General features: G+C 46.1%; 19 protein-coding genes. 5 read left to right on the top strand and 14 right to left on the bottom strand.

All coding sequences use genetic code 11. The features are described from left to right. Nucleotides 1-18: 18 nt before the first annotated feature. The gene (locus tag L4D79_RS13710) at nucleotides 19-933 is read left to right on the top strand and encodes a DUF2971 domain-containing protein (protein WP_428652117.1); all 915 of its coding nucleotides are present in this window, start codon (nucleotides 19-21) and stop codon (nucleotides 931-933) included. A gap of 74 nt (nucleotides 934-1,007) precedes the next feature. On the opposite strand, the gene rlmC is transcribed toward L4D79_RS13710, so the two are convergent. After that, the gene (gene rlmC, locus L4D79_RS13705; RefSeq protein WP_428652116.1) at nucleotides 1,008-2,141 is read right to left on the bottom strand and encodes a 23S rRNA (uracil(747)-C(5))-methyltransferase RlmC; all 1,134 of its coding nucleotides are present in this window, start codon (nucleotides 2,139-2,141) and stop codon (nucleotides 1,008-1,010) included. Nucleotides 2,142-2,351: 210 nt separating this feature from the next. Here rlmC and L4D79_RS13700 point away from each other — a divergent pair, with 210 nt between their 5' ends. The 3 genes from L4D79_RS13700 to L4D79_RS13690 all read left to right on the top strand — a co-directional run bounded on the left by L4D79_RS13700 (nucleotide 2,352) and on the right by L4D79_RS13690 (nucleotide 6,047). After that, nucleotides 2,352-3,275 carry a LysR family transcriptional regulator gene (locus L4D79_RS13700; RefSeq protein ID WP_428652115.1) on the top strand — a complete coding sequence of 308 codons (924 nt, stop codon included), beginning with the start codon at nucleotides 2,352-2,354 and terminating at the stop codon, nucleotides 3,273-3,275. A 203-nt stretch (nucleotides 3,276-3,478) separates the two neighbouring features. Then, complete coding sequence (locus tag L4D79_RS13695; RefSeq protein WP_428652114.1) at nucleotides 3,479-4,588, top strand: NAD/NADP octopine/nopaline dehydrogenase family protein; 1,110 nt, start codon at nucleotides 3,479-3,481, stop codon at nucleotides 4,586-4,588. Between the two features lie 52 nt (nucleotides 4,589-4,640). After that, the gene (locus L4D79_RS13690) at nucleotides 4,641-6,047 is read left to right on the top strand and encodes a YfcC family protein (RefSeq protein WP_428652113.1); all 1,407 of its coding nucleotides are present in this window, start codon (nucleotides 4,641-4,643) and stop codon (nucleotides 6,045-6,047) included. A gap of 91 nt (nucleotides 6,048-6,138) precedes the next feature. Here the strand turns inward: L4D79_RS13690 and L4D79_RS13685 are convergent, their stop codons facing one another. The 7 genes from L4D79_RS13685 to L4D79_RS13655 all read right to left on the bottom strand — a co-directional run bounded on the left by L4D79_RS13685 (nucleotide 6,139) and on the right by L4D79_RS13655 (nucleotide 14,595). Next, nucleotides 6,139-7,086 (bottom strand): LysR family transcriptional regulator, encoded by a 948-nt coding sequence (locus L4D79_RS13685; RefSeq protein ID WP_428652112.1) that lies wholly within the window; start codon nucleotides 7,084-7,086, stop codon nucleotides 6,139-6,141. A gap of 124 nt (nucleotides 7,087-7,210) precedes the next feature. Next, entirely contained in the window at nucleotides 7,211-8,518 is a 1,308-nt protein-coding gene (locus tag L4D79_RS13680) for a DUF1501 domain-containing protein (RefSeq protein WP_428652111.1), read from the bottom strand. A 3-nt stretch (nucleotides 8,519-8,521) separates the two neighbouring features. Beyond that, complete coding sequence (locus L4D79_RS13675) at nucleotides 8,522-10,069, bottom strand: DUF1800 domain-containing protein (protein WP_428652110.1); 1,548 nt, start codon at nucleotides 10,067-10,069, stop codon at nucleotides 8,522-8,524. A gap of 299 nt (nucleotides 10,070-10,368) precedes the next feature. Continuing rightward, a complete protein-coding gene (locus L4D79_RS13670; protein WP_428652109.1) occupies nucleotides 10,369-11,679 on the bottom strand; it encodes a DUF1501 domain-containing protein in 1,311 nt (436 codons plus the stop codon). Nucleotides 11,680-11,682: 3 nt separating this feature from the next. Then, complete coding sequence (locus L4D79_RS13665; RefSeq protein ID WP_428652108.1) at nucleotides 11,683-13,206, bottom strand: DUF1800 domain-containing protein; 1,524 nt, start codon at nucleotides 13,204-13,206, stop codon at nucleotides 11,683-11,685. 195 nt (nucleotides 13,207-13,401) lie between these two features. Beyond that, nucleotides 13,402-14,166: a DsbA family protein gene (locus L4D79_RS13660; protein WP_428652107.1), complete on the bottom strand. Its 765-nt coding sequence runs from the start codon at nucleotides 14,164-14,166 to the stop codon at nucleotides 13,402-13,404. 48 nt (nucleotides 14,167-14,214) lie between these two features. After that, nucleotides 14,215-14,595, bottom strand: coding sequence for a hypothetical protein (locus L4D79_RS13655; RefSeq protein ID WP_428652106.1), 381 nt, complete (start codon nucleotides 14,593-14,595; stop codon nucleotides 14,215-14,217). Nucleotides 14,596-14,884: 289 nt separating this feature from the next. Here L4D79_RS13655 and L4D79_RS13650 point away from each other — a divergent pair, with 289 nt between their 5' ends. Next, complete coding sequence (locus tag L4D79_RS13650) at nucleotides 14,885-15,529, top strand: outer membrane beta-barrel protein (protein ID WP_428652105.1); 645 nt, start codon at nucleotides 14,885-14,887, stop codon at nucleotides 15,527-15,529. A 141-nt stretch (nucleotides 15,530-15,670) separates the two neighbouring features. Here L4D79_RS13650 and L4D79_RS13645 read toward each other — a convergent pair whose 3' ends face one another. The 6 genes from L4D79_RS13645 to ihfA all read right to left on the bottom strand — a co-directional run bounded on the left by L4D79_RS13645 (nucleotide 15,671) and on the right by ihfA (nucleotide 21,840). Beyond that, nucleotides 15,671-17,482, bottom strand: coding sequence for a M3 family oligoendopeptidase (locus L4D79_RS13645; RefSeq protein ID WP_428652104.1), 1,812 nt, complete (start codon nucleotides 17,480-17,482; stop codon nucleotides 15,671-15,673). A gap of 42 nt (nucleotides 17,483-17,524) precedes the next feature. Beyond that, nucleotides 17,525-18,286 (bottom strand): vitamin B12 ABC transporter ATP-binding protein BtuD, encoded by a 762-nt coding sequence (gene btuD / locus L4D79_RS13640; protein WP_428652599.1) that lies wholly within the window; start codon nucleotides 18,284-18,286, stop codon nucleotides 17,525-17,527. Nucleotides 18,287-18,324: 38 nt separating this feature from the next. Further along, complete coding sequence (btuC, locus tag L4D79_RS13635; RefSeq protein WP_428652103.1) at nucleotides 18,325-19,317, bottom strand: vitamin B12 ABC transporter permease BtuC; 993 nt, start codon at nucleotides 19,315-19,317, stop codon at nucleotides 18,325-18,327. Between the two features lie 123 nt (nucleotides 19,318-19,440). Next, a complete protein-coding gene (locus L4D79_RS13630; RefSeq protein ID WP_428652598.1) occupies nucleotides 19,441-20,022 on the bottom strand; it encodes a sugar O-acetyltransferase in 582 nt (193 codons plus the stop codon). A 185-nt stretch (nucleotides 20,023-20,207) separates the two neighbouring features. Further along, nucleotides 20,208-21,254 carry a succinylglutamate desuccinylase gene (gene astE / locus L4D79_RS13625; RefSeq protein ID WP_428652102.1) on the bottom strand — a complete coding sequence of 349 codons (1,047 nt, stop codon included), beginning with the start codon at nucleotides 21,252-21,254 and terminating at the stop codon, nucleotides 20,208-20,210. Nucleotides 21,255-21,540: 286 nt separating this feature from the next. Then, nucleotides 21,541-21,840 carry an integration host factor subunit alpha gene (gene ihfA, locus L4D79_RS13620; protein WP_255041551.1) on the bottom strand — a complete coding sequence of 100 codons (300 nt, stop codon included), beginning with the start codon at nucleotides 21,838-21,840 and terminating at the stop codon, nucleotides 21,541-21,543. Nucleotides 21,841-21,946: the final 106 nt, after the last annotated feature.

Here is a 21,946-nt window from a genome sequence, read left to right as displayed (position 1 = left end):
ATAAAGTAGGCGCTAATTGTGGATGGGAATACGCTGTTTCATTACACTTCTACGGACGGGTTACTGGGCGTAATGCTCAACAAAGAAATATGGTTTACCGACTATCAGTTCTTGAATGACAAAGGTGAGTATAAAAAGGCATTGCATGCACTCACAGCCCGACTGCGTGACTCGGAATACAGCACATGCAGTATGATCCTGGAAATGTTCCTGCATCAAATCGAGAACCAGCACTCCATGTGTGTCTGCTCTTTTTCCGGTACCAGTGATTCTTTAACTCAATGGCGCTTTTATGGTGATGACTGTCGCGGAAGCTGTATCGGCTTTAGGTCTGATGTACTGAAAAGCAACACCAGTGATAGTCCCTCAGTATCATCCTCTTCTCACTACTTTAGCGGGACGCTAATGCTCAGTGAAACATTCAAGTGCAGCTATGATCCGCTCCATCTCTATATTGATGAAACCCTTTCCCTGTTCAAAGAGCTATTTAATTACTTAAACGACATGGCTATGCCCAATCAACAAGAGCAGCAAAATGCCCTTGAAGCTTTGGCACCTCATTACAAATCCTCGCTTTTTTCCCTGCTCAAAGCCTTGTTTGCCTGGAAACATCATGACTTCATTAATGAAGATGAGTCACGTGCCATTGCACTGGTTCCGCTTAGTGAACTGAGTTATAGAGTTAATCGAAACCTTATCACGCCATACTACAAGCGCACATTGGAAGATGTCTTTTCTATGGAATCAATAAAAGTCATCATACTCGGAGCGAAATCCGATAAAAGAAACTCGCTGGCTATCTCTAGCTTGACCTCACAGTACGGCGAGCAAGCCTTATTGTGGGGAGCCAACGCCCAAGAGCTATCTGAAATAAGACCTGAAACCTATGAAGATGTGGGCCAGTGCGCAAGGCATAAGACGCAATATAATTAACATCAGCAATAACCGATATTCATCAAAAGGCCTTTCAAATTGAGAGGCCTTACTATTATTGCACCGTATCCCGGTTATCTCCCATCAAGCTCTAACAACACCATCACTTCGGCATGTTCGGTATGGGGAAACATATCAAACCACTGTAGCCGCTTTATTTCATACTGGTGCAAACCTAACAAATCCTGTTTCAACGTCAGTGGGTTACAGCTCGAATATATAATGTGCTTAGGCGCGAGTAACGAGAGCTGTTCCGTCAGTGCTTGCCCTAACCCACGCCGTGGCGGGTTTACCAATACCAATTCAGGTACAATCCCCTGCCGTTGTGAAAAACAGGCTGAATCCAAGGCGTCGAATTCAAGATTAGTGATCCCCAATTGCTTAGCGGAATACTTGGCGCTGGCAATTGCTTCAGATTCAATTTCAATGCCGACAACCTGTTTGGCTTCATTGGCACAGTGCAGTGCAAAACCGCCCACACCACAGAACAAATCCCACATCGTGCTTGGTGATAGCTCCTTTACCCAATCACGCGCGGTGGCATATAGCTTCTCAGCTACTTTGGGGTTAGTTTGGAAAAAGCTCTTTGGCCGGATCACCAATGGCACTGCGTTAAATTGCTCGACTAAGTGCTGCGTTTCTGTAAGAAATATCTCTTCTTCCCCTTCCAAACGCGCCATATGGATAGGCTGTACGTTTACTGACACCACCTTCACTTGCGGCCAATCGGTTATTAGCCGGCCTAAATTGGCTTCAATGCGGACTATTGCACTACGGCTTTGCAGCACAAACCGCAACATATACTCACCTTGGGACTCTGAACGAGTGAGCAAGATGTATTTCAACTCCCCTTTCTTTTTTACTTTATTGTAAGGCGGGATACCCGCAACCCTGATCCAACGCTCCAGATAGGCCAGCAAGGCCTGCATATCTTCGGGATAGAGTGGACAATTGCAAAGGCTAACAGGTAGATTATCGCAACCTTCAATGCCCAGCACAGGCTCATGCGCCGCGCCCATGACCACCATTTTTGCCTTATTCCTAAAACCAATTTCATCACTACAAACAACGGGAAGCCACTGCACAGGCATCATGGATGAAAACAGCTGCTTTAACTTTTCATCCTTTCGTTTAACTTGCTGAGAATAAGGCACATCAGAATAAACACAGGAGCGACAGCGCTGCTGATTATAGTGAGAACATTGCATGGGTGTACGGCTATTGAAAGAAAAGCGCTAGTGTATTCCTTTATTAAAAAAGCACCATTTGGGTTATTGCCTTATACGATGAATAACTTTTATGGCGCTGTTGGCATTTTCAGCAACTGCTTTGTGTTCCCCTGAATTTCAATGCTAGTTCAAAGAAATCGCCTCATGATTTTGCTAGCGTAGCGCAAACTCGAACTATCCTGCACTATCATGAAACTCAGCCAACTAAATGCTTTTAAAGCCGTCATTGAATGCCAAACTGTTACCGCTGCTGCCGAGCGACTTCATCTCAGTCAGCCCGCTGTAAGCCGCTTATTGTCCAGCTTAGAATCGCGGCTAGGGTTTAAATTGTTTATTCGCAAAGGCAACCGCCTTGAACTCAGCGACGAGGGACAAGCATTTTACCTTGAAGTCGCCAAAGTATTCGATGCCGTCGCTGGTTTAGATCAGGTGGCCCATTCTATTCGATCAAGTCACTTTGGTAGCCTGAATATTGCGGCCATGCCCCTACTTTCCAATGCTTTTTTACCACGTGTCGTAGCAACCTTTCTAAACCAAACGCCAAAACTAAAGCTGGGATTCAAAACATATCGCTCAGAAGACGTCGTACGTCGGGTGCAAAGCCAAACTGCCGATATCGGGTTTGCCTTTGTTGATGACATCCTGGCTGGGGTGAAAGCCCAGCGTGTCGAATGTGAGTGTGTATGCCTAGTTCCTGCCGACTCGCCACTGGCAAAACGCAAAGCCATCGACATCTATGACATTGCGGACCAAGTATTGATCCGCCATGAAAAAGACGCCACCCAACGGCAAATCGATGCATTACTGAGGCGCTACAACCTGTCGACCATCGAGCATATCGAAGTGTCACTCGCCAGCACTGCAGCCGCTCTCGTTAAAGAAGGGATTGGTATTGCGATCACCGACCCGTTTACCGCGGTGATTGAAAGCGAGCACCCACACGTAGTCATGCGACCGCTCGTCTTTAACCTATCGTTTGAGTTTGACATTCTTTACCCAGCGCTCAAACCCATCCACCGCCATGCCGAACACTTCATCGAACAATTTATGCTATTGGCCGACGATCTAGATGTGCAGCTGAAAATAGGCCCGATGAGAGATCTCGATGGGTAACAATGGGATCACATCACACTTAGGTTGAATGTGTTCTCGTGTTAAACGACGAGCTTTAATCATTAAAAAATCAATCACATAAAAGTAATCACTTTTAATAGCATTACTTTTTTGCATGGCTGTTTGTTCCTTTGGCATTGGCGATAAATCACGATAATTCCTTACTGTAGCCAAAACAACGACACACATTAAAAGGAATAATCATGACAAATCGTGTCTCTATCATTGGCTCGGGAAACGCCGGATTAACAGCGGCCTATCACTTTACCAAACAGGGTGCAGATGTCTGTCTTTATGGCAGCCCGGGCTATGATCAACCACTCAAAGATATTGAACAGCGCGGTGGTATCGAAGCCCTTGGCCACTTCAATGATGTGGTGCTCACTTACGCCGGTTTTCACCCTATCGACAAGATCAGCCGAGACCTGAAAGAAACCCTTGCTTATGCCGATATTGTGGTACTTCCGGTTCCCTCGTTTGCCCAAGAGCCTTTGTTTATCGAAATGCTACCTCATCTTCGTGATGGTCAAATCGTCATGCTGATGCCAGGGAATTACGGCTCGTTGGTGCTCAATAAAATCAAGCACGAAAAAGGTTATGGCGAACTTGATATTACCTTTGTCGATGCGATATCAATCCCATGGGCCACCCGTATTGTCGGGCCTGCCCAGTTGGCGATATTGGGTATGAAAGAGTTTCTGCCCGTGGCAGCCTTCCCTGCCAAGCACACGAAAATGGCTATTGATGCCCTTCAAGCGGTGATGCCACTTCCCCTCACCGCACTCAGTAACGTTATTGAAGCGGGGTTGGAGAACATTAACTTCGGTGGCCACCCGCTGCTCACAACACTGAATATGGGGTTACTGGAAAACTTTGATGGCCAATTCAACTACTACAAGGACTGCTGCTCTGTTTCAACCGCTAAAGCCGCGGCGGTGATGGAAAGTGAACGCCTGGCTATTGGCAAACAGCTGAACCTGCCACTAAAACCGGAACTGGATGCAATGAATGCGCTTTACAGCATGGATTGTAAAACCGTTTATGAAGTCAACCGGACGTCTGAAACGCACGGCAAACTCAATAGCGCACCAAACTCAGCAAGTAATCGCTATATCACAGAAGATGCCGCTTACTTGTTGGTGCCTTGCTTCGAACTTGGCCAACTTACCGGGATCGATACACCAATGATCACCGCATGCCTGCACATCGATAACGCCTATAACGACACAGATTATTTCACCACAGGTAGAACATTGAAAAAAATGGGACTTGATAACCTTTCAGCCCGCGAAATCATGGACTTTGTAGCGTAAGCCAAGCGCAATTGACAAATATGGGGCCATAGGCCCCATAAAGGACGAAACAATGAGTAAATTAAAATTTCCTTCTGCCTATACAATCTTAATGCTGCTTACGGTGCTCATGGCACTGCTCACTTGGATGATCCCGGCGGGTCAATACCAGATGGAGCTCAACGAGACACTGGGTAAGCTGGTTCCGGTTGTTGGCTCGTACCAAACGGTCGAGGCGAATCCTCAAGGCATCATTGATATTTTGATGGCCCCTATCCAAGGTTTTTACGACCCGTCAGATTATGTTGCACGAGCCGTTGATGTCGCCTTATTCGTGTTAGTTATCGGTGGCTTTCTGGCGGTCGTAACCGAAACCGGCGCCATTGATGCGGGTATCGCAGGGACAATGAAGCGTCTTGCTGGTAGGGAAAAATGGATGATCCCGATCCTCATGGGGCTTTTCGCTCTGGGCGGCACCGTTTATGGTATGGCCGAAGAAACGATTCCCTTCTATGCCTTGCTTATCCCCGTCATGATTGCAGCAGGCTATGACAGTATTGTTGGCGTCGCCATTATTATGGTGGGGGCAGGCATCGGCTGCCTAGGCTCTACCATTAACCCTTTTGCCACTGTTATCGCTTCCAATGCTGCCGAAATCAACTTTATGGAAGGGTTTGCGCTTCGGGCCGTGATCCTCATCCTCGGTTGGCTACTCTGTGTCTTCTATGTCATGCGATACGCTGAACGCGTTAAGCAAGATCCTTCTCGCTCTATTGTTGCCCACCAGCATGACGATAACCTTAACCACTTCCTTCACGGCAAACAGAAAGAGACACCCGAGCTATCCAATACCCGTAAAGCAGTATTAGCCATTTTCGCTATGACTTTTGTTGTCATGATGTGGGGCGTATCCGTTGCTGGATGGTGGATGGCAGAACTTTCCGCTCTGTTTATTGGCTCAAGTATCTTAGTCGGTTTTGTTGGCCGTTTATCTGAAGTGGAAATCACCGACAGTTTTGTCAATGGCGCAAGAGATCTACTTGGTGTTGCCCTTATCATTGCCATTGCCCGCGGCTTAGTCGTCGTCATGGATAACGGCAATATCACGCACACAATCCTGAACTATGCGGAAGGCCTACTGGGCGGATTAAACGAAGTCGCGTTTATCAATGCAATCTACTGGGTTGAGGCCGTGCTTTGCCTTGTTGTCCCTTCATCATCAGGTCTGGCTGTACTTTCAATGCCAGTATTGGCCCCTCTGGCTGATTTTGCCGGGGTCAGCCGAGAGTTAGTCGTCACCGCTTTCCAATCTGCATCTGGGCTTCCTAACCTTGTCACACCGACGTCTGGTGTTGTGATGGGTGGCCTTGCCATCGGGCGCGTTGCCTACTCTTCTTGGCTCCGCTTTATTGGCCCGCTAATTGGTATCCTGACGCTAATGATCATGGCCTTGCTTAGTGTCGGTGTGATTATCGCCTAACACTCAGATAATCTATCCACCCGGCATCCCGCCCATACTGCAACAATATAAAACGGGTAATTACATCGTACTGTAATTACTCGTTTTCATTCTAGCGATAAAGAGACGCATAGTTAGGCACGTGGCTGACCCACCGCGGAGGATCACCGATATCATCGTGGAAAGCCTGAATGAACTCGCGTACCAGTGGGGTTTGTTTGCGGTGTGGGTAAACAGCGTAAACCGCCTTGTCTTTACTGGGCAGTACATAGTCGGTCAACAGGGTAACAATACCCTGTTCTTCAATATTTTGATTGAGGTTGTAAAGATCGATCACCGCATAGCCGAGCCCATCTCTGACCCCCGCAACTATCATCCTAACGTCACTGACTTTATAGTTTCCTTTCATTTTATAGCTTTTGAAATTGTCACCATGTGGCGTATCACTCAGCCACATTTGATCCAATGTGGTATCCGCATTGCTATAAATGACCGCAGGAAGCTCGGCTAGCTCTTCAGGCGTTCGCGGGTTTCCATGCTTTTCAACAAAGGCTTTGGAAGCAATAACCGCAAAATGGGGGTTGGCTATTTTCTTGGCGATCAAGTTTGATTCTGCAAGCTTGCCGAACCGAAATGCCAAGTCGTAATGATCCGCAATGATATCGGCTTTTTTATCATCCAGTGAGAGAACGACTTTTACATCTGGATATTTCTGCATAAATCGCGAAATCACCGGCTGGAGATATTCCTGCCCAAGAAACACCGGAGAGGTAATCCGAATCACCCCTTTCGGTTCTGATTGATATGAATCTGCAATATTCTGAATATGATTAAGGGTATCGACCAGCAATTGCGCCTGCCCGAGAATTTCCTCTCCGGCTGAGGTTAAAGCAAATGAACGGGTCGAACGGTTTAGAAGCTGTACCCCTAACGTCGTCTCCAATTTTTTGATCTGTTTAGACAGGGATGAATTGTCCATATCATGAAGGGCTGCCGCTTTGGCAAAAGAGCCTTGCTGGACAACATCTAAAAATAGCGATAATTGGTTTGAAATGGACATCTGTACTCCTCATTAATCTAAGGATAAACAAAGCCTCTGTGAAGGGAAATAGCAAGAAGAGGAATAGCAAGAAAAGAAATAACAAACCAGCCGAGCCACTGCCCGGCTGATTAATTTTATTGAATTAAAGGAATGAAATGGTCTTATCTTGGAAAGGCTCCAAAGATGGGAACAACTTTTCAACATCAAGGTTTTTGTCAAACCATTGAGCCAAAGTTGCATTAACTTGGTCAGCTGCAATTTCAGGGATCAAACGACCGTTGTTATAGTCATACTCGCTGCCCGGCGTTAAGTCAGGCCAATTACCATAAGCTTTACCCCCATTTACCGCGCCCCCCATCACCAACTGGTGGCCCGCCCAACCATGGTCGGTCCCGGTATCATTGGCCATCAGGCGGCGGCCGAAGTCAGACATAGTAAAGGTAGTCACATTGTCCAGCATGTTGATATCTTTCAGCTCTTGATAAAAATCAGCCATCGCATCAGCAAGTTGCTCCAACAGCGCATGATGCACATTTTTCTGATTATGGTGGGTATCAAAACCGCCTAACCCAACAAAGTACACTTGTCTGTGGTGCCCCATCTCTGCATGCTTCTCGATCAGTTTCGCCGTAGTATGCAGCTGTTCGCTCAAAGAGCTTCGTACTGTGTCATCATCGTCTTCACCCAGCAAATCAGCGAGCCTCTGGTTTTGATAATAACGGCTCGACATGACATCTGCGTAGTTGTCTTTGAACAGGTTATTGAACTGGCGGTCAAAGTGATATTTCATAGCAAATTTACGTTCATCTTGATCCAAACCGTTATACTTACCGGGCCCACCACCTGTCATCACCATTTGTTCATATACATCATTGCGCAACCATTTCTGCTCGCCATTCAATGACATCATCGGCGATAAGTCATTGGACATATAGACACTCTCAACCATGCGTCCAGCCCAGCCTAATTTGTCGTCCATATTGAGTGCGCCTGACTGCCACATAGTTTGCTGTAGGTTATGCGCCATGAGGAATTCAGGAACAGGATAAGGGTTTGCTAGTCCAATGATGGGGCCTACTAACTGTCCAGAATTAACTAAAACCGTTGCATTATCATCCTCAAACATAGATTTTAATCGGGACATTGCAGGATGTAAGCCCAAATTAACAGCCGGACGTTTCTTTCCGGCCTCTGATTGAATACCAATATCAATTAGCTCATTCTTTGGAATCGCCAATGTCGGTCTTGCTTTTGCGTAAGTTTGATGATGTTCATCTATCGGTACCACCATGTTATAGGCGTCATTGCCACCAAACAGGAAAATACAAACGAGGGCTTTAAACCCGTCATCTCCGGCAACAGCTTGTTTGCTCAATGATAGGCCCGGTACTGCGGATAATGCGCCAAGTGCAGTAGAACTCTTTAAAAAGTGGCGGCGTGACATTTTCATGGCTTACTCCTGACAACGAAAATCTGGTGAACATTGAATAGCAAACAAAGTGGCGAATGTTCTTCTATCAACGCCAATATTTTGATTGGTCATATCTATCAATAAGCCTTTGATATAGTGATAAAGGTCATCAGAGATCAAACCAAAAAAGATCCGTTCATTAAGCCACTCCATGTACTCTTCTGGCTTATCAGCAAGATTCTCAAGTGGCCTTCTATCCCAAGTCCAACGCCTCTCTTCTTCATAACGATGACTCAGGATAAGTCCCCACATTGCATTGGAGATTCGACGCATTGAATCCATAGTGTGGATATTAAATTCAGGGGAAGTTAGATCTTTATTTGCTATTTCCCCTTTAGGCGCATAGTCAGGTTCATAGAAATTAAATACACTTGGGGCCTGAAGCGGAGCTTGGCCGAAGTTATGTTGCAGCCCAGGAAAGTCCCACCAGCGACGAGAGTCATTACTTTTCACATTCAATGCCCGGCATAGATTTGTCATCGCTATAACCGGTTCTTTTACTTTACCGAAATTACGAGTATTAGAGCCAAAGTTCTGATGATCCGCCATGGCGCGACCTTCAAGTAAGTCTTCGTCAAGCAAAATAGCTTTAATCACCGCACTCATATTACCGCGAGTACCTTGGCCATCATCAATAAAGATACGTGCTACCCGCTCAATATAATCGCGGCGAGGATTACTGATAGTCAGCCGCTGGATTAACAACCGAGATATAAACACTGGCGTGTTAGGATGTTGGTAAAGAAGATCAATCGCCATATTCAGATCCTCTTCAGCGCTCTGACCTGCAGGGAAATCAACACCCAGCACCATTTTAGACTCGGTGTCATGCCAATCAGAATTGTTTACCATCGATTTGGTATTGCTGTCTTTCCCATCCGCATCTTTGTCTTTTCTCCAACCCGTTAACGCTTTAGAAAGTTCTTCAACGTCTTTCTGAGAGTAAGCAGGAATTCGCCTGCCCTGGCTATCTAATTTAGGCTGGCCATTAATATTTAATTCCCATAAGCCAATAGAAAATAGTTGCATGACTTCACGGGCATAATTTTCATCTGGATAAGTATTATTTTGCTCATTGTGAGCTCGACTTCCGGCTAAAGTCAAAAATTGTCCCATCGCAGGATGTAAAGTGACAGCCTTTAATAGTTCATCGAAACGACCAAAAGCATTTCTCACCAACACATCGTAGTATGAAGCTAATCCTTCTCCACCTGGGCCACCATTGATCGAGACGACAAATATCTGACTCAAAGCAAATGCTACTCGCTGACGAAGCTGATCTCCTCCCATGAGAGAGCGTTGCCACCAGGCACTCATTCGCGCACTTTCGTTAAGCTGCTCACCGGTATCATCTGCCACTTTTTGTGCGAGGTTCAAATGAAGGTTTTGGCGCTTAAATTGCTCCTCAAACCACTCGTCGATCCCCCCACTTAAGTTGATAAGTGATTCGATATCCCCATGTTTGGGACCAAATGTTGAGCGATACAGGAACTTGGCCGCCTGTACCGGGTCATTGATTGTTGTTACCACGGCTACTCCCTTTTGGATTAATTCAGATTTATTATTTAAACTAAAAACGGCTTAATAATATTTTTAGTAGCACCGAGTTATGTTTATTTCTTGTCAACTTTTACAAACTGAAAACCAATATTGGAAGAGAATAACAAATCAAAAAATCTTACATTTAGCCATTTAATAAATTAACATTTTCTTGATATTACAATGATAGAAGGGGATATATTTTGCTTTTATCAATACGCTTACATATATATTAGGTATAAAAAGAGCCAGCGACATGCTAGCTCTTTTTCTCAATAACTAATCGTTACTTAAAGGAATTCTAACGTATTTTTCGGGAAGTTCTTTAACGATGGGAACAGCTCTTCTAAATCCCCTTTATAATCAAACCAATTAGCCAAGGTCGCATTGACTTGATCCGCGGCGATCTCCGGGATCAAACGGCCATTTTTGTAGTCATATTCACTTCCCGGCGTCAAGTCTGGCCATTTACCATAGGCTCTCCCCCCTTTGACAGCGCCACCGACAACCAGTTGATGCCCAGCCCAACCGTGGTCGGTACCAGAGTCATTGGCCATAATGCGGCGGCCAAAGTCGGACATAGTAAAAGCGGTAACGCTATCAGACACACCTTGCCGCTTCATCTCTTGGTAAAACGCTGACAGCGCATCCGAGACTTGACCAAGCAAAGCTGTATGGGCTCCTGCTTGATCTTTGTGGGTATCAAAGCCCCCTAACCCAACAAAGAAGATCTGGCGGTTGTGTTGCAGCGAAGCCGCGCTTCTTACCTTGATCAATTTTGCTGTAGTATGAAGCATGTTCCCCAAGCTGGTTTGTGGGAATCCATCTAAATCACCGACTGACGCCAGGGTGTCATCCAATGCATCATTTTCATGATAGCGATTCGCCATTGTGGTCGAATAATTATCGGCAAACAGGTTGGCATACTTTTCATCGAAATGTCGCATCATGGCACCAACACGGTCACTGCTATTCAAACCGTTATAGTCACCCGCCCCCTCGCTGGTCATCACCAAAGGCTCAACATAATTATTACGCAGCCACTTCTGCTCGCCGTTTAATGACATCAATGGGGACAAGCTACCTGAAAGATCCATACCTTGAACCATCCGGCCAGCCCAACCCAGCTTGTCATCCATATTTTCAGCACCTGACTGCCACATTGTTTGCTGCAGGTTGTGGGCCATCAAGAAATCAGGCACTTGGCTATTCGGGTTATTCTCACCAATGATCGGCTCGACCAACTGACCGGAGTTAACAATAACTGTGGCGTTCTCTTCATTAAAAGCCGTTTTCAGCCTATCCATTGCGGGATGCAAGCCCAGCTTGACTCCGTTATCGCTCGCAATGTTCAACTTAACCAAATCATTTTGGCTGATTGCCAAATCAGGTCGTGCGGCGAAATAGTCATCATAGGCATCTCCACCGTCAGGGATCACCATGTTATAGGCATCATTACCACCAAACAGGAAAATACAAACCAGCGCTTTATAATCATCTTGTGAGGCATGAGCCATATTCAGCCCAGTCATAGCCGGCGCAACGGATGTTGCCCCTAGTGCTGCCGTGCCTTTCAAGAAATGACGACGTGATAATTTCATGGCTTACTCCTGGCAGCGAAATTCAGGTGAACATTGAATGGCAAACAATGTGTCGTTAATTTTACGATCATCATTGCGGTTATCTGCGGTTAACTCATCTAGCATTTGACGAATAAAGTCGGCGAGTTCTACTGACATCAGGCCAGCAAAAAATCGCTCATTGAGTAATGCAATATACTCGTCCGGCTTATTTACCTTTTTTTCAAACTGTGACCGATTCCAATACCAATGTTTGATGTTAGTGCTGTCGTGAGCCAAGATCATGGTCCACATCCGGTTAGAAATACGCCGCATGCTATCCATCGATAGAATGGCAAATTCAGGTGCCGTTAGCTGTTTATCGGTTATTTCACCTTTCGGAGCATACTCAGGCTCATAGAAGTTAAATACGCTTGGTGCTCGCAAAGGCGCCTGTCCGAAGTTATTTTGTGTCGCAGGAAAGTCCCACCAGCGATCCGGATCATTACTTTTCACGTTAAATGCACGGCACAAGTTCGCCATTGCCACAATCGGCTCTTTCACCTTGCCGAAGTTGCGGCTGTTGCTACCGTTACTTTGGTGATCGGCCATCGCTTTTCCAGCAATAACATCCTGATCGAGCAAAATTGCCTTGATCACCGCGACCATGTCGCCGCGAACACCTTGGCCATTATCTTTGAATACATCAGCTACACGCTGGATGTAAGAGCGGCGTGGGTTGCTGATTGTCAGCCGCTTGATAAGCAGAATAGAAATAAACATCGGGGTATTACGGTGATTAAACAGCAGGTCCATCGCTTGCGCTAGATCTTGCTCGGGCGACTGCCCTTCAGGAAATACCTGCCCTAGGACTCTCTTCTCACTAAAGTCATGACGGTTATCATCAGCATACATCGGCTTGAGATAAGTATCACGACGCCATCCCGTCAACACTTTCGCTAACTGCTCAACATCTTCTTGAGTGTAAGTCGGCTCTTTATTTCCTTGAGCATCTAGCCTTGGCATACCATTACTTTGCAGCTGCCATAACCCCAAACTAAACAGCTGCATCACTTCACGAGCATAGTTTTCATCAGGAAACGTGTTTTTCACCGGATCAGCCTTACGGCTACCTTCCAAAGTCAGGTACTTACCCATTGCTGGACTTAGCGTCACCGCTTCAAGCAGATCGCGGAAATTACCAAAGGCATGCTTAATCAATACATCATAATATTCAGACAAGCCTTCAGAGTTTGGCCCACCACTTCTTGAGACGACAAAGATCTGGCTTAGCGCATAAGCGACACGCTGCCTGAGCTGATCACCAGCAGTTAAACTGCGATTCCACCATGCACTCAGACGGGCATTTTCATTGAGAGAGTCTCCGCTTGCCTGTGCATAACGCTCGGCCAAAGGCCGGTGCAGGCGCCTGTTTCGAGTAAACTGATCATCAAGCCACGACTCTAACCCTATTTCTAAAAAGTCTTCAACATCCCCTTGCTTGGGACCAAATGTTGCCCGATACAGAAATTTTGCTGCCTGTTCCGGTTCATATATTGAGCTAGCCACAACTTTTACCTCATTCCATCATTGGATTTATATTTATTCGTTATCAATAATGAAAGAGGTGGAAAAATTGACGAGAAGAATGTGTATTTTTTGGAAGTAAAGTACCAAAAAACCACACAAAAATAAGGTATTATACTTAGTGAAATAAAAAAGACGGGTTAAATCCCGCCTTTTTTATTTATGACTCGAGACTTATTAGCTTTGGCTTTGCTGCTGCGCTATTTGCGCTTTAACAATAGGACGTAATTGCTCGATGGGCATATAGCCCGGAATAACTTCCGTTCCCATAAGCATCGCCGGCGTTCCTCGCAAACCTAAATCCGTAAACATCTGATAGTTCTTATCAATCATGGCGCGAGTGTCATCTTGTCGCGTTAAACTATTCTCTGTACCAGTATGTTTAGCGATACGAGTAAGTGAGTTTTTATCATGCATCTGTGGACGCTTCACCAGTAACTGATTAACTTGTTCAAAGGCATCCCTATCCTGCTGCCATACATTCAACGCAAACTCGGCAGAGGTGGTTCCTAGGCCTTTGACATCTTGTTGCTTTAGCGGAACATAGATATTAACTACCCTAACATCATCTGGCATTTCTTTAACCAGCTGCTCAAGTACCGGATCTAGCTTCTTACAGTATGGGCAGTTGAAATCAGTGATATTCACAATGGTCAGAGCAGCGTCGGCCTTACCCATTGACGTATTTTGAGGGTTGTTATAAATCCAGTCTTGATATTTCGCCATCATTTCTGATTGGCGGTTTTGTTGATCAAGATACAGATTCAAACTTGTCAGAAGCCCATCAATCAAGTCGGGATTATCGACCAGTACCGCTTCGATCTTTTCTAGCTTGTCTTGCTGGTTTTGAGACAGACTCGGGTTCAAGGCCTCAGCAAGGCTCACTGATGAATAAGAAAATGTAACTGCTGCCACTAGCGGCAAAATAAATGATTTTTTCATGTTTTTTCCTAGATTAAATACGTTAACAAATTGAAAGTCATCAACGATTTATTCCAGGAAACAGCAAAGCCTCAAATGTAGTCGTGTCTTGAAATACACATACTCTTCGAAATAGCGATAAAAATATGAAAGCGGTGTCGGCAACCACTCAATGTCAAAATGATTAAATAGTATGAGTGGTGGATCTACGCCTTCATCTGAGAAGACCTGATACCGGATAAGCTTTTCACTCAGGCTACAAACACCTGTTTCACTACCTTCTTCACTCGGCATAGAGGATGTACGTTGCCATTCAGGAACGCCGCCTACATATGTGTTGGCATCAACCACCTTGAGTTGTAACGTTGAAACAAAGCAAAACACGACCACAAAGCCGATAATGCCAATACTGGCTTTTGCCCTATTTATCAATTGCTCATAGCTATTCACGTTACTAATACTTCTTCATCTAGCCTAATTATCCAAGGTAAGGGTTAGTCCTTTTCTAGCACACTAAGTTCCAACTCAATTGATAAAAAACCGTTATCCATTAAATTCCCCTTCCCCGAGCCGAGTTATCGGACACTGTCGCCGATTGTATTGAAATGTACGGATCACAAAACCGCTATTGAACAATGTTTTATTGAGGCGTAGCATTCACCGCAACAATAAATGAGCAAATCAATTTTTGCCTACGACATAACAGGCTTAAAGCCTCGAATATACATTTAGGAAAATTATGAAAAAGTTAATGCTTCTTCCTTTGGCTGCACTAATGGGTGCTTCTTTCGTTGCCAACGCACAAGAGCCAATGACCCAGAACTTCGACTACATTTCTGGTGGTCTACAAATCAGTAAGTTCAGTAAAGACGTTGTGTCAGAAGTTAATGCTAATACTGGCACTTTTGCAACTACAGATGGTGGTGCAGGCCTTTACCTACGTGGTAGCTGGAACTTCACCGACAACTTCTTCGTAGAAATGCGTGGTGATGCAGCAGCAGCAGACGATATGACCTTCTCAAATGGCCTGATGGGTCTTGGTTATTTCATGCCTATGAATGACGATTTGACTGTTTACGGCCTAGCTGGCTTTGCAAACTACCGTTATGACCTAGATATTAAGACTCCAGTTGGCACAATTGGCGGTAGCCACTCAGATTCAGGCTTCACCGGTGAAATGGGTGCCCGCTACCAGGTAATGGATAAGTGGATGATTGAACCAGCTGTTCGTTTTGCAGCTTTCGACGATACCATGTACGAGCTTCGCCTAGGTAACAACGTTCAAATTACCGAGCACGTGAGCCTTGAAGCGAACCTATCTCGCATGGACTTTGATGCGAACAAAGAAACCAACTTCCAACTTGGTGCGCGCTACAGCTTCTAAGTGTGTCTAGCTAGACGCTCTTGCTAAATTAGAATATTTACATTCGCTTTCGCTAGGTTAAAGCAACGGCCTGTGGTAGATAACTACCTACAGGCCGTTTTTTTATCTTTGCCTCGCCCTTCCTAACCTAGAACGACTGCATTAGCGAAAGCCATTGAAGTTGCGGATTTCCGCGGCAAACTCGTCTATCTGTTTAGCCACCATGTCGACGCTTTGCTGCCAGAATTCAGGTTGGCGGATATCCATACCCAAGTGTTTCTCGACCACTTCTTCAGCCGTCATTGAGCCGGTATCACGAAGCAAGGCTTTATAGTCCGCATAGAAACTATCACCCTTTGCTTCACGCTGGGCATATACCCCTTTACTGAACAGGTACCCAAACAAATACGGATAGTTATAAAAGCTAATTTCCGCAATACTGAAGTGAAGCTTGCTAGCCCAAAACATCTCATTGGTTTCGTCCATGGCTTCGCCATACCAATCTTGCCACGTTTCAGACATCAGTTTCTTGAGTTGCTCGGGAGTAAACTCACCGTCTTTACGCTGCTTGTAATAGGCTTTTTCAAATTCGTAGCGAACTGGGATATTGACCATCAACGCCAAGGCCGACTGCGCCTCTTCCCACAACATCAACAGCTTATCTTGCTTACTCTCGGCTTTAGCCATTAATGCATCTCGCACCACGTTTTCAGCAAAAATCGAGGCCGTTTCCGCTAGCGTCATCGGGTAGCGGGTTTGCACCAAAGGCATATCCTTCATAACCCAATTATGGAAAGCATGGCCCAACTCATGAGCCAGCGTGAGCACGTCCGACATGCTGCCGCCCCATGTCATAAAGACCAATGGCGTTCTGCTATCCGCAAACTTCGTACAATAGGCGCCTAAGCGTTTATTGGGCTGGGGAGCCGCATCGATAAGTTGCTGCTCCACCATCATATCGACAAATGTTGCCATTTCGGGATCGACATCAGCAAATGCGTCGCGGATGATATCGATACCTTCGGCAAAGCTGTATGAACGCCCCTCTTCCCCAGACAATGCCGGCATTGACGCCATTTCATCCCAAGGTTTGAGCTTATCCGTACCAAACAGCCGCGCCATTTGTAGACCCGCTTTCTGACCGGTATGACGATTATCTTTGGCAACAGCCATCATGGCATCGAGGGTAGATTTCTCAATACGGCTGGTATGCAGACTCGGGTCAAGGAAGTGAACTTGCTGGGTATGGCTCCGCTTTTGATATTCCGTCAAACGAGCACCGGATAGCGCATTCAAGATAGCGGCAAAGCTTTCCTGATGAGCAGCCATTGCTTCTGACACGGCACGCCAAGCAGGCTCTTTACGCAAACTATCTCCGCCATACAAGATACTGGCTGCCTGTGATAATCCCATGCGCTCTTGCTGACCATCAGGCAATTGTAAAGTGACCTTCAGGCTGCCGGTAATATTATCGTACAGTCGTCCCCATGCCAGCTTACCATCCACATCTAATGCGGTAAGTAGCTGCTCTTCAGCAACAGACAGCTGCTGGGGTTTGAGTAGCCGCTCACGCTCAAGTAGGAAACGCCATGATGAGAGGGCTTCACCTGCCTCTTCGCCCTTTTCAAGCAAAGTATCAAACTCTTCAGTGCTCAGGTTAACAACAGCCTGCATAAATGGGGTCATGGCTTGATCAAGCTCAGACTGCAAGACATTGACTTTCCCCAGTAGCTTCTTCGCCTGCTCATCCGCCGCATCTACCGACAAGATGCAATTTACGAACGCACTGAGTGTCATCACTTTCACACGTTCGGCTTGTTGCATGACTAATGCTGAAGCCAAACCATCTAGCGACGTTGTATCCAACGTTGCCAATTCCGGAAACAGTGCCTCAACGGCAGCCAGATCCTGCTCGATCTTTGGATCATTCAGATCTTGGTAAGCAATCGATAAATCCCAGCTCGGTGTATTCATTCGTTCTCCTTGATGAGCGATACGCTTAGTCAGTAAACAACGTTAATCAGTAAACAATAGGCAAGATTTGCCGTCGTGCTCAATACGCTGAACTTGCGTAGAAAAGACAGCTTCCAGCGTATCCACTGTCATTACATCGTGTGGTTTTCCCTTCACCACACAGGAACCGTTGTTCAATAAAATCACTTTATCTGCTTCCCTCAGGGTGCGGTTCAAGTCGTGGTTAGCCATCACAACCGCTATTCCTTTACTCGCAAGACGGCGGATTAGTTGATACATAATAGCTTCTTGACCGATATCCAGTGCCGAAGCGGGTTCGTCCAATAACAGTAGCTGAGCATCGGGGTTCAAGGTTGGCCAAACTTGGAGGCAGGCGGCAGCCAACCTTACTCTTTGCCATTCACCACCCGACAATTGCTGGATATTGCGGTTGAGCTTGTCGGCAATTTTTAATGCCCCGCAGACTTCATCCAACGCTTCTTGGACATCATCGGCCGCTAAATCACCCAGTGGAGATAGAGCGAGCGATAGGTAATGGTATACCCCCACCGCAAACGCCGGCTTATCCTGCTGAGACAGGTAACTGCGCATGCGGGCAAGGCGGGGAAGATCCAACGTCGCGATAGCCTCATCCGCCAAGATAACTTCACCCTGAGCCTCAACCAAACCAGACAGCATGGAAATTGCACTACTTTTCCCGCTACCATTGGGGCCAATTAAATGGACGATTTCGCCGCGCCGGACCGAAAATGAGACGGGTAGTAATCGCGGAGGCATCGCCAAGTTTTGAGCAAAAAGGATCACTGGCTGTGATTCTGATGTTGTTTCCATTCACAACCTTCCTAATCAATTTGCGAACGCAAAAGCATCCAAATAAACACCGGTGCACCTAAGCTGGTGATCACCACCCCGACGGGCAACTCTGCGGCAGGTAGCATGACTCTGGCAAGGGTATCCGCTAAAGCCAATAGCAACGCACCGCACAGCGCAGATAGAGGAAGTAAATAGCGGTTTTCCGTCCCCAGTGCCAAGCGCAGTAGATGCGGGACTACCAGGCCAATAAAACCAATGACTCCTGCCAAAGCAACCGAAGCGCCCACCAGCAGCGATACCACCAGAATTAAACGCCAACGGCTAGCTTCCACATCTAAACCTAATTGCTTTGCCTGATGCTCCCCCAGCATCAATAAATCTAATTTACGACCTTGAAGACAGAGCCAAAGCAGTACAGGCAGAACACACAGTAATAATGTCAACTGCTGCCAGCTCACTCCTGCAACACTTCCCATCAACCAATACATTAGCATCCGAAGATTCAAGTCATCACTGAAGTAGAAAGCCCAGGTAACAGCCGCGCCGGACAGAATGCCTAACGCAACCCCGATAAGTAGCAACCGCGCGGTTGAGACCCGCTTGCGCCGTGACAAACCGACCAGAATAAGGGTAAATAAGAATGCGCCCGCCATCGCTGCCACCATCATCAACAGCGGAGTGGGTGCAAAAGGTAAAACGAACAGCAAAATAACAAGTGCTAGGCTGGCCCCTCCGGAGATACCGAGTACACCCGGCTCAGCCAGCGGGTTCCCTAGCAATACCTGTAACACCGCCCCGGAAGCCGCTAGCGAGGCCCCTACAGCAATTGCGGCCAATAAGCGGGGCATCCGAAGCTGGAGCAACAATTGCTGCTCAAGACCACTCTGGGCAGACCACGGCCATATAAAGATTTCACCAACGGACAGGGAGAGAAAGCAGGCAACAATTAACGCGGTAGCCGCAATGGCAAAGCCCATACGCCATCTTGCTTGGCGGCGAATAAGAAGATCATTTAAGAGCATGTATAAGAAGGCATAATAACTAAGGACGCCTTACCATACCGCCTCACTGAATAAATGGAAAGCTAGCTTTCATAGAATGCGGCAACAAGTACGTTAAGTGACGAATACACGCAAGAAACAGCACTAAATGTCTATTTTCATATCCTTATAGTAGTACTCTTTATCACGCTCACTGATTTCTCTCATCACCCGACAAGGATTCCCAACGGCAACCACATTGGCAGGGATATCTTTGGTCACCACACTGCCGGCACCTATAACACTGTTTTCACCAATCGTGACGCCGGGTAAAACAATCGCCCCCGCACCAATCCAAACATTATTACCAATACGCACTGGAATATTGAACTGGGCAACTTTCTTGCGAAGCGCTGGGTCGATAGGATGCCCAGCTGTTGATATCACAACATTCGGTGCAATCATCACATAATCACCGATATAAATATCAGTATCGTCAACCAAGGTTAAATTAAAATTGGCATAAACGTGCTTCCCCAAATGGGTGTGACGGCCCCAATTTGCCCGCAGAGGTGGCTCGATATAACAGCCCTCTCCCACCTCGGCAAGCAAATCCTTCAACAACGCTTCTCTCTTTTTTGTCTCAGAAGGGCGAGTCTGGTTGAAGTCATACAGCTTTTCCAAACACAAGGTTTGTTCAGCGATCAATTCGTCATCATCAGAACAATATATCTTCTGGCTTTGCATCCTCTCTCTTAGCGACAAAGCTTGCTGTTTATCCCGCTCAGTAGCAGACATTTCAGTCACTCCATTTATCTCATACTGGCAACACTATGCCGAGATAACATCGCGAAGAAAAGCGGTTCACACAATCAAAGTGTGCCTTTGTGATTATGGTTAGTTTTATTTCATATGCATTTAAGAACAAGACGTTAAGTGACAGCTTTAACCTGTCCATCAGCGCTAACCTGCACCTTTTTTACCAGCAGACATGCACGTTGGCCTATCGCTACTTTTGAATTAGGAAACACGACCGCCTCTCCTTCTTCTAATACATAATATTCAATGTCTTTATCCCGCCCCAACAAAGTCCCTTGCGGGTACATAGTAAAGTTGGCTTGGTCATCAGGAAAGTTCAACATGAAATGCTCAGTCTGCTTCATCAGGGTCCTTGTCACCTTGTAGACAACAAGCTTGTCTTGCTGCCACTGATAGTCAGGGCTTAGCTGGGTGACCAATGCAACCATCGCTTGGTAAAACGGAGATAAACGCTGAAGATCGTTGTGACCAAATGGCGCCACTTTACCCAATTCAACCGTTAGCGCTTGGGCGCCAAAATACTCGGCGCTATACCAGCTGAATGTCGGCGAAGGAGCATTTGACAGTAACGCCGCTTCGATTTCAGCCTGCTGCAGAAAAACAAACAAATCACGTTGACGGGTTTGGTTAGTAGAGGATGGGCTGACCACAAACGTATAGTGGGCAGAGCCTCTTATTGCACAGTGCAGATCAAGGTGCCAACGAGATTGCGCTGACTTTTCACCTTGCTGGTAAAACTCACTGACTGCAAGTTGCAACTGATTGGCTCGAATACAATCTGGATTAGATGTGTCGTTGCTAGCCCTAAACAATCGGTTCATGTTTTCATCGACAAAGCGCCGATGAAGATTAATAGCCTCAGGATGTCCAATAATGACGAGTAAGCGATGTACAGGCTGTAGTTCACCGGATAAGACTTGCCCCACTAACCTTTGAAGCAGCTCAATTGGACTGGTTTCATCACCATGTACGCCAGATGACAGCACGATATCTTTAGAGTATGAGGAAATGTTAGTTGGTGTTATCTGAAGAATACCCCGCCCTATAAGAGAGCACTCAATGCCTGACTCTGTCAGCCAACTCCCCTGCTCTTCAGGCAAGGCCATATCCAATGTTGCTTCAAGAAACTTCCCTTCCTTTACCAGCTGTAGCATTCCCATTAACCACCTCCATGTTATTAGCTAATTTAGAGCTAATGGAATGCATTCATTTTACCGCTGCAAAATTGACATTGAAACCATATAAAAACATAAATTTAACATCGGACGCACAATTTACCACTAAGAAGGACTTATCCCCAAACGGAAGGGACGGCTCTGTTATGACCAGAATGGGGGTTTTTAGGCATCGAGGAGAGTGGGGAGATAAAATAGGCTGATACAAATAAAAAACCCGGGTAAGTTCTACACACCTTACCCGGGCTCTGTTTTGTCAATGAATTCGCGATTACTGTTGTTCGATTTCGATATTTTCTACGCGAGCTTTCAATTTCTGACCTGGACGGAAAGTCACAACACGGCGGGCTGAGATAGGAATATCTTCACCCGTTTTTGGATTTCTTCCCGGACGCTCATTCTTGTCGCGAAGATCAAAGTTACCAAAACCTGATAGCTTAACCTGTTCACCACATTCAAGCGCTTTTCTGATTTCTTCAAAGAAGACTTCCACCGTATCCTTGGCGTCCCGTTTGCTCAATCCAACATTTTCAAACAGGTTCTCAGCCAAATCGGCTTTTGTGAGCGCCATAGATAATTCCCTCAAGACTATATTGAATGGATTGCAGGATGACATGGGTCATTCCTACAGCGAATTAGTCGAGTCAGACAGAAGCCAGAAAACGCTAAAATAGCCT

It is taken from the genome of Photobacterium satsumensis, assembly GCF_050336935.1.
GTDB lineage: Bacteria > Pseudomonadota > Gammaproteobacteria > Enterobacterales > Vibrionaceae > Photobacterium > Photobacterium satsumensis.
This window is presented reverse-complemented; position numbering and strand designations above follow the sequence as displayed.

Bases quoted from the DNA above. Each gene is read 5' to 3' on its own strand.
- rlmC (WP_428652116.1), bottom strand. From the start codon at position 2,141: ATGCAATGTTCTCACTATAATCAGCAGCGCTGTCGCTCCTGTGTTTAT.
- L4D79_RS13700 (WP_428652115.1), top strand. From the start codon at position 2,352: ATGAAACTCAGCCAACTAAATGCTTTTAAAGCCGTCATTGAATGCCAA.
- L4D79_RS13695 (WP_428652114.1), top strand. From the start codon at position 3,479: ATGACAAATCGTGTCTCTATCATTGGCTCGGGAAACGCCGGATTAACA.
- L4D79_RS13690 (WP_428652113.1), top strand. From the start codon at position 4,641: ATGAGTAAATTAAAATTTCCTTCTGCCTATACAATCTTAATGCTGCTT.
- L4D79_RS13685 (WP_428652112.1), bottom strand. From the start codon at position 7,086: ATGTCCATTTCAAACCAATTATCGCTATTTTTAGATGTTGTCCAGCAA.
- L4D79_RS13680 (WP_428652111.1), bottom strand. From the start codon at position 8,518: ATGAAAATGTCACGCCGCCACTTTTTAAAGAGTTCTACTGCACTTGGC.
- L4D79_RS13670 (WP_428652109.1), bottom strand. From the start codon at position 11,679: ATGAAATTATCACGTCGTCATTTCTTGAAAGGCACGGCAGCACTAGGG.
- L4D79_RS13660 (WP_428652107.1), bottom strand. From the start codon at position 14,166: ATGAAAAAATCATTTATTTTGCCGCTAGTGGCAGCAGTTACATTTTCT.
- L4D79_RS13650 (WP_428652105.1), top strand. From the start codon at position 14,885: ATGAAAAAGTTAATGCTTCTTCCTTTGGCTGCACTAATGGGTGCTTCT.
- L4D79_RS13645 (WP_428652104.1), bottom strand. From the start codon at position 17,482: ATGAATACACCGAGCTGGGATTTATCGATTGCTTACCAAGATCTGAAT.
- btuC (WP_428652103.1), bottom strand. From the start codon at position 19,317: ATGCTCTTAAATGATCTTCTTATTCGCCGCCAAGCAAGATGGCGTATG.
- L4D79_RS13630 (WP_428652598.1), bottom strand. From the start codon at position 20,022: ATGCAAAGCCAGAAGATATATTGTTCTGATGATGACGAATTGATCGCT.
- astE (WP_428652102.1), bottom strand. From the start codon at position 21,254: ATGGGAATGCTACAGCTGGTAAAGGAAGGGAAGTTTCTTGAAGCAACA.
- ihfA (WP_255041551.1), bottom strand. From the start codon at position 21,840: ATGGCGCTCACAAAAGCCGATTTGGCTGAGAACCTGTTTGAAAATGTT.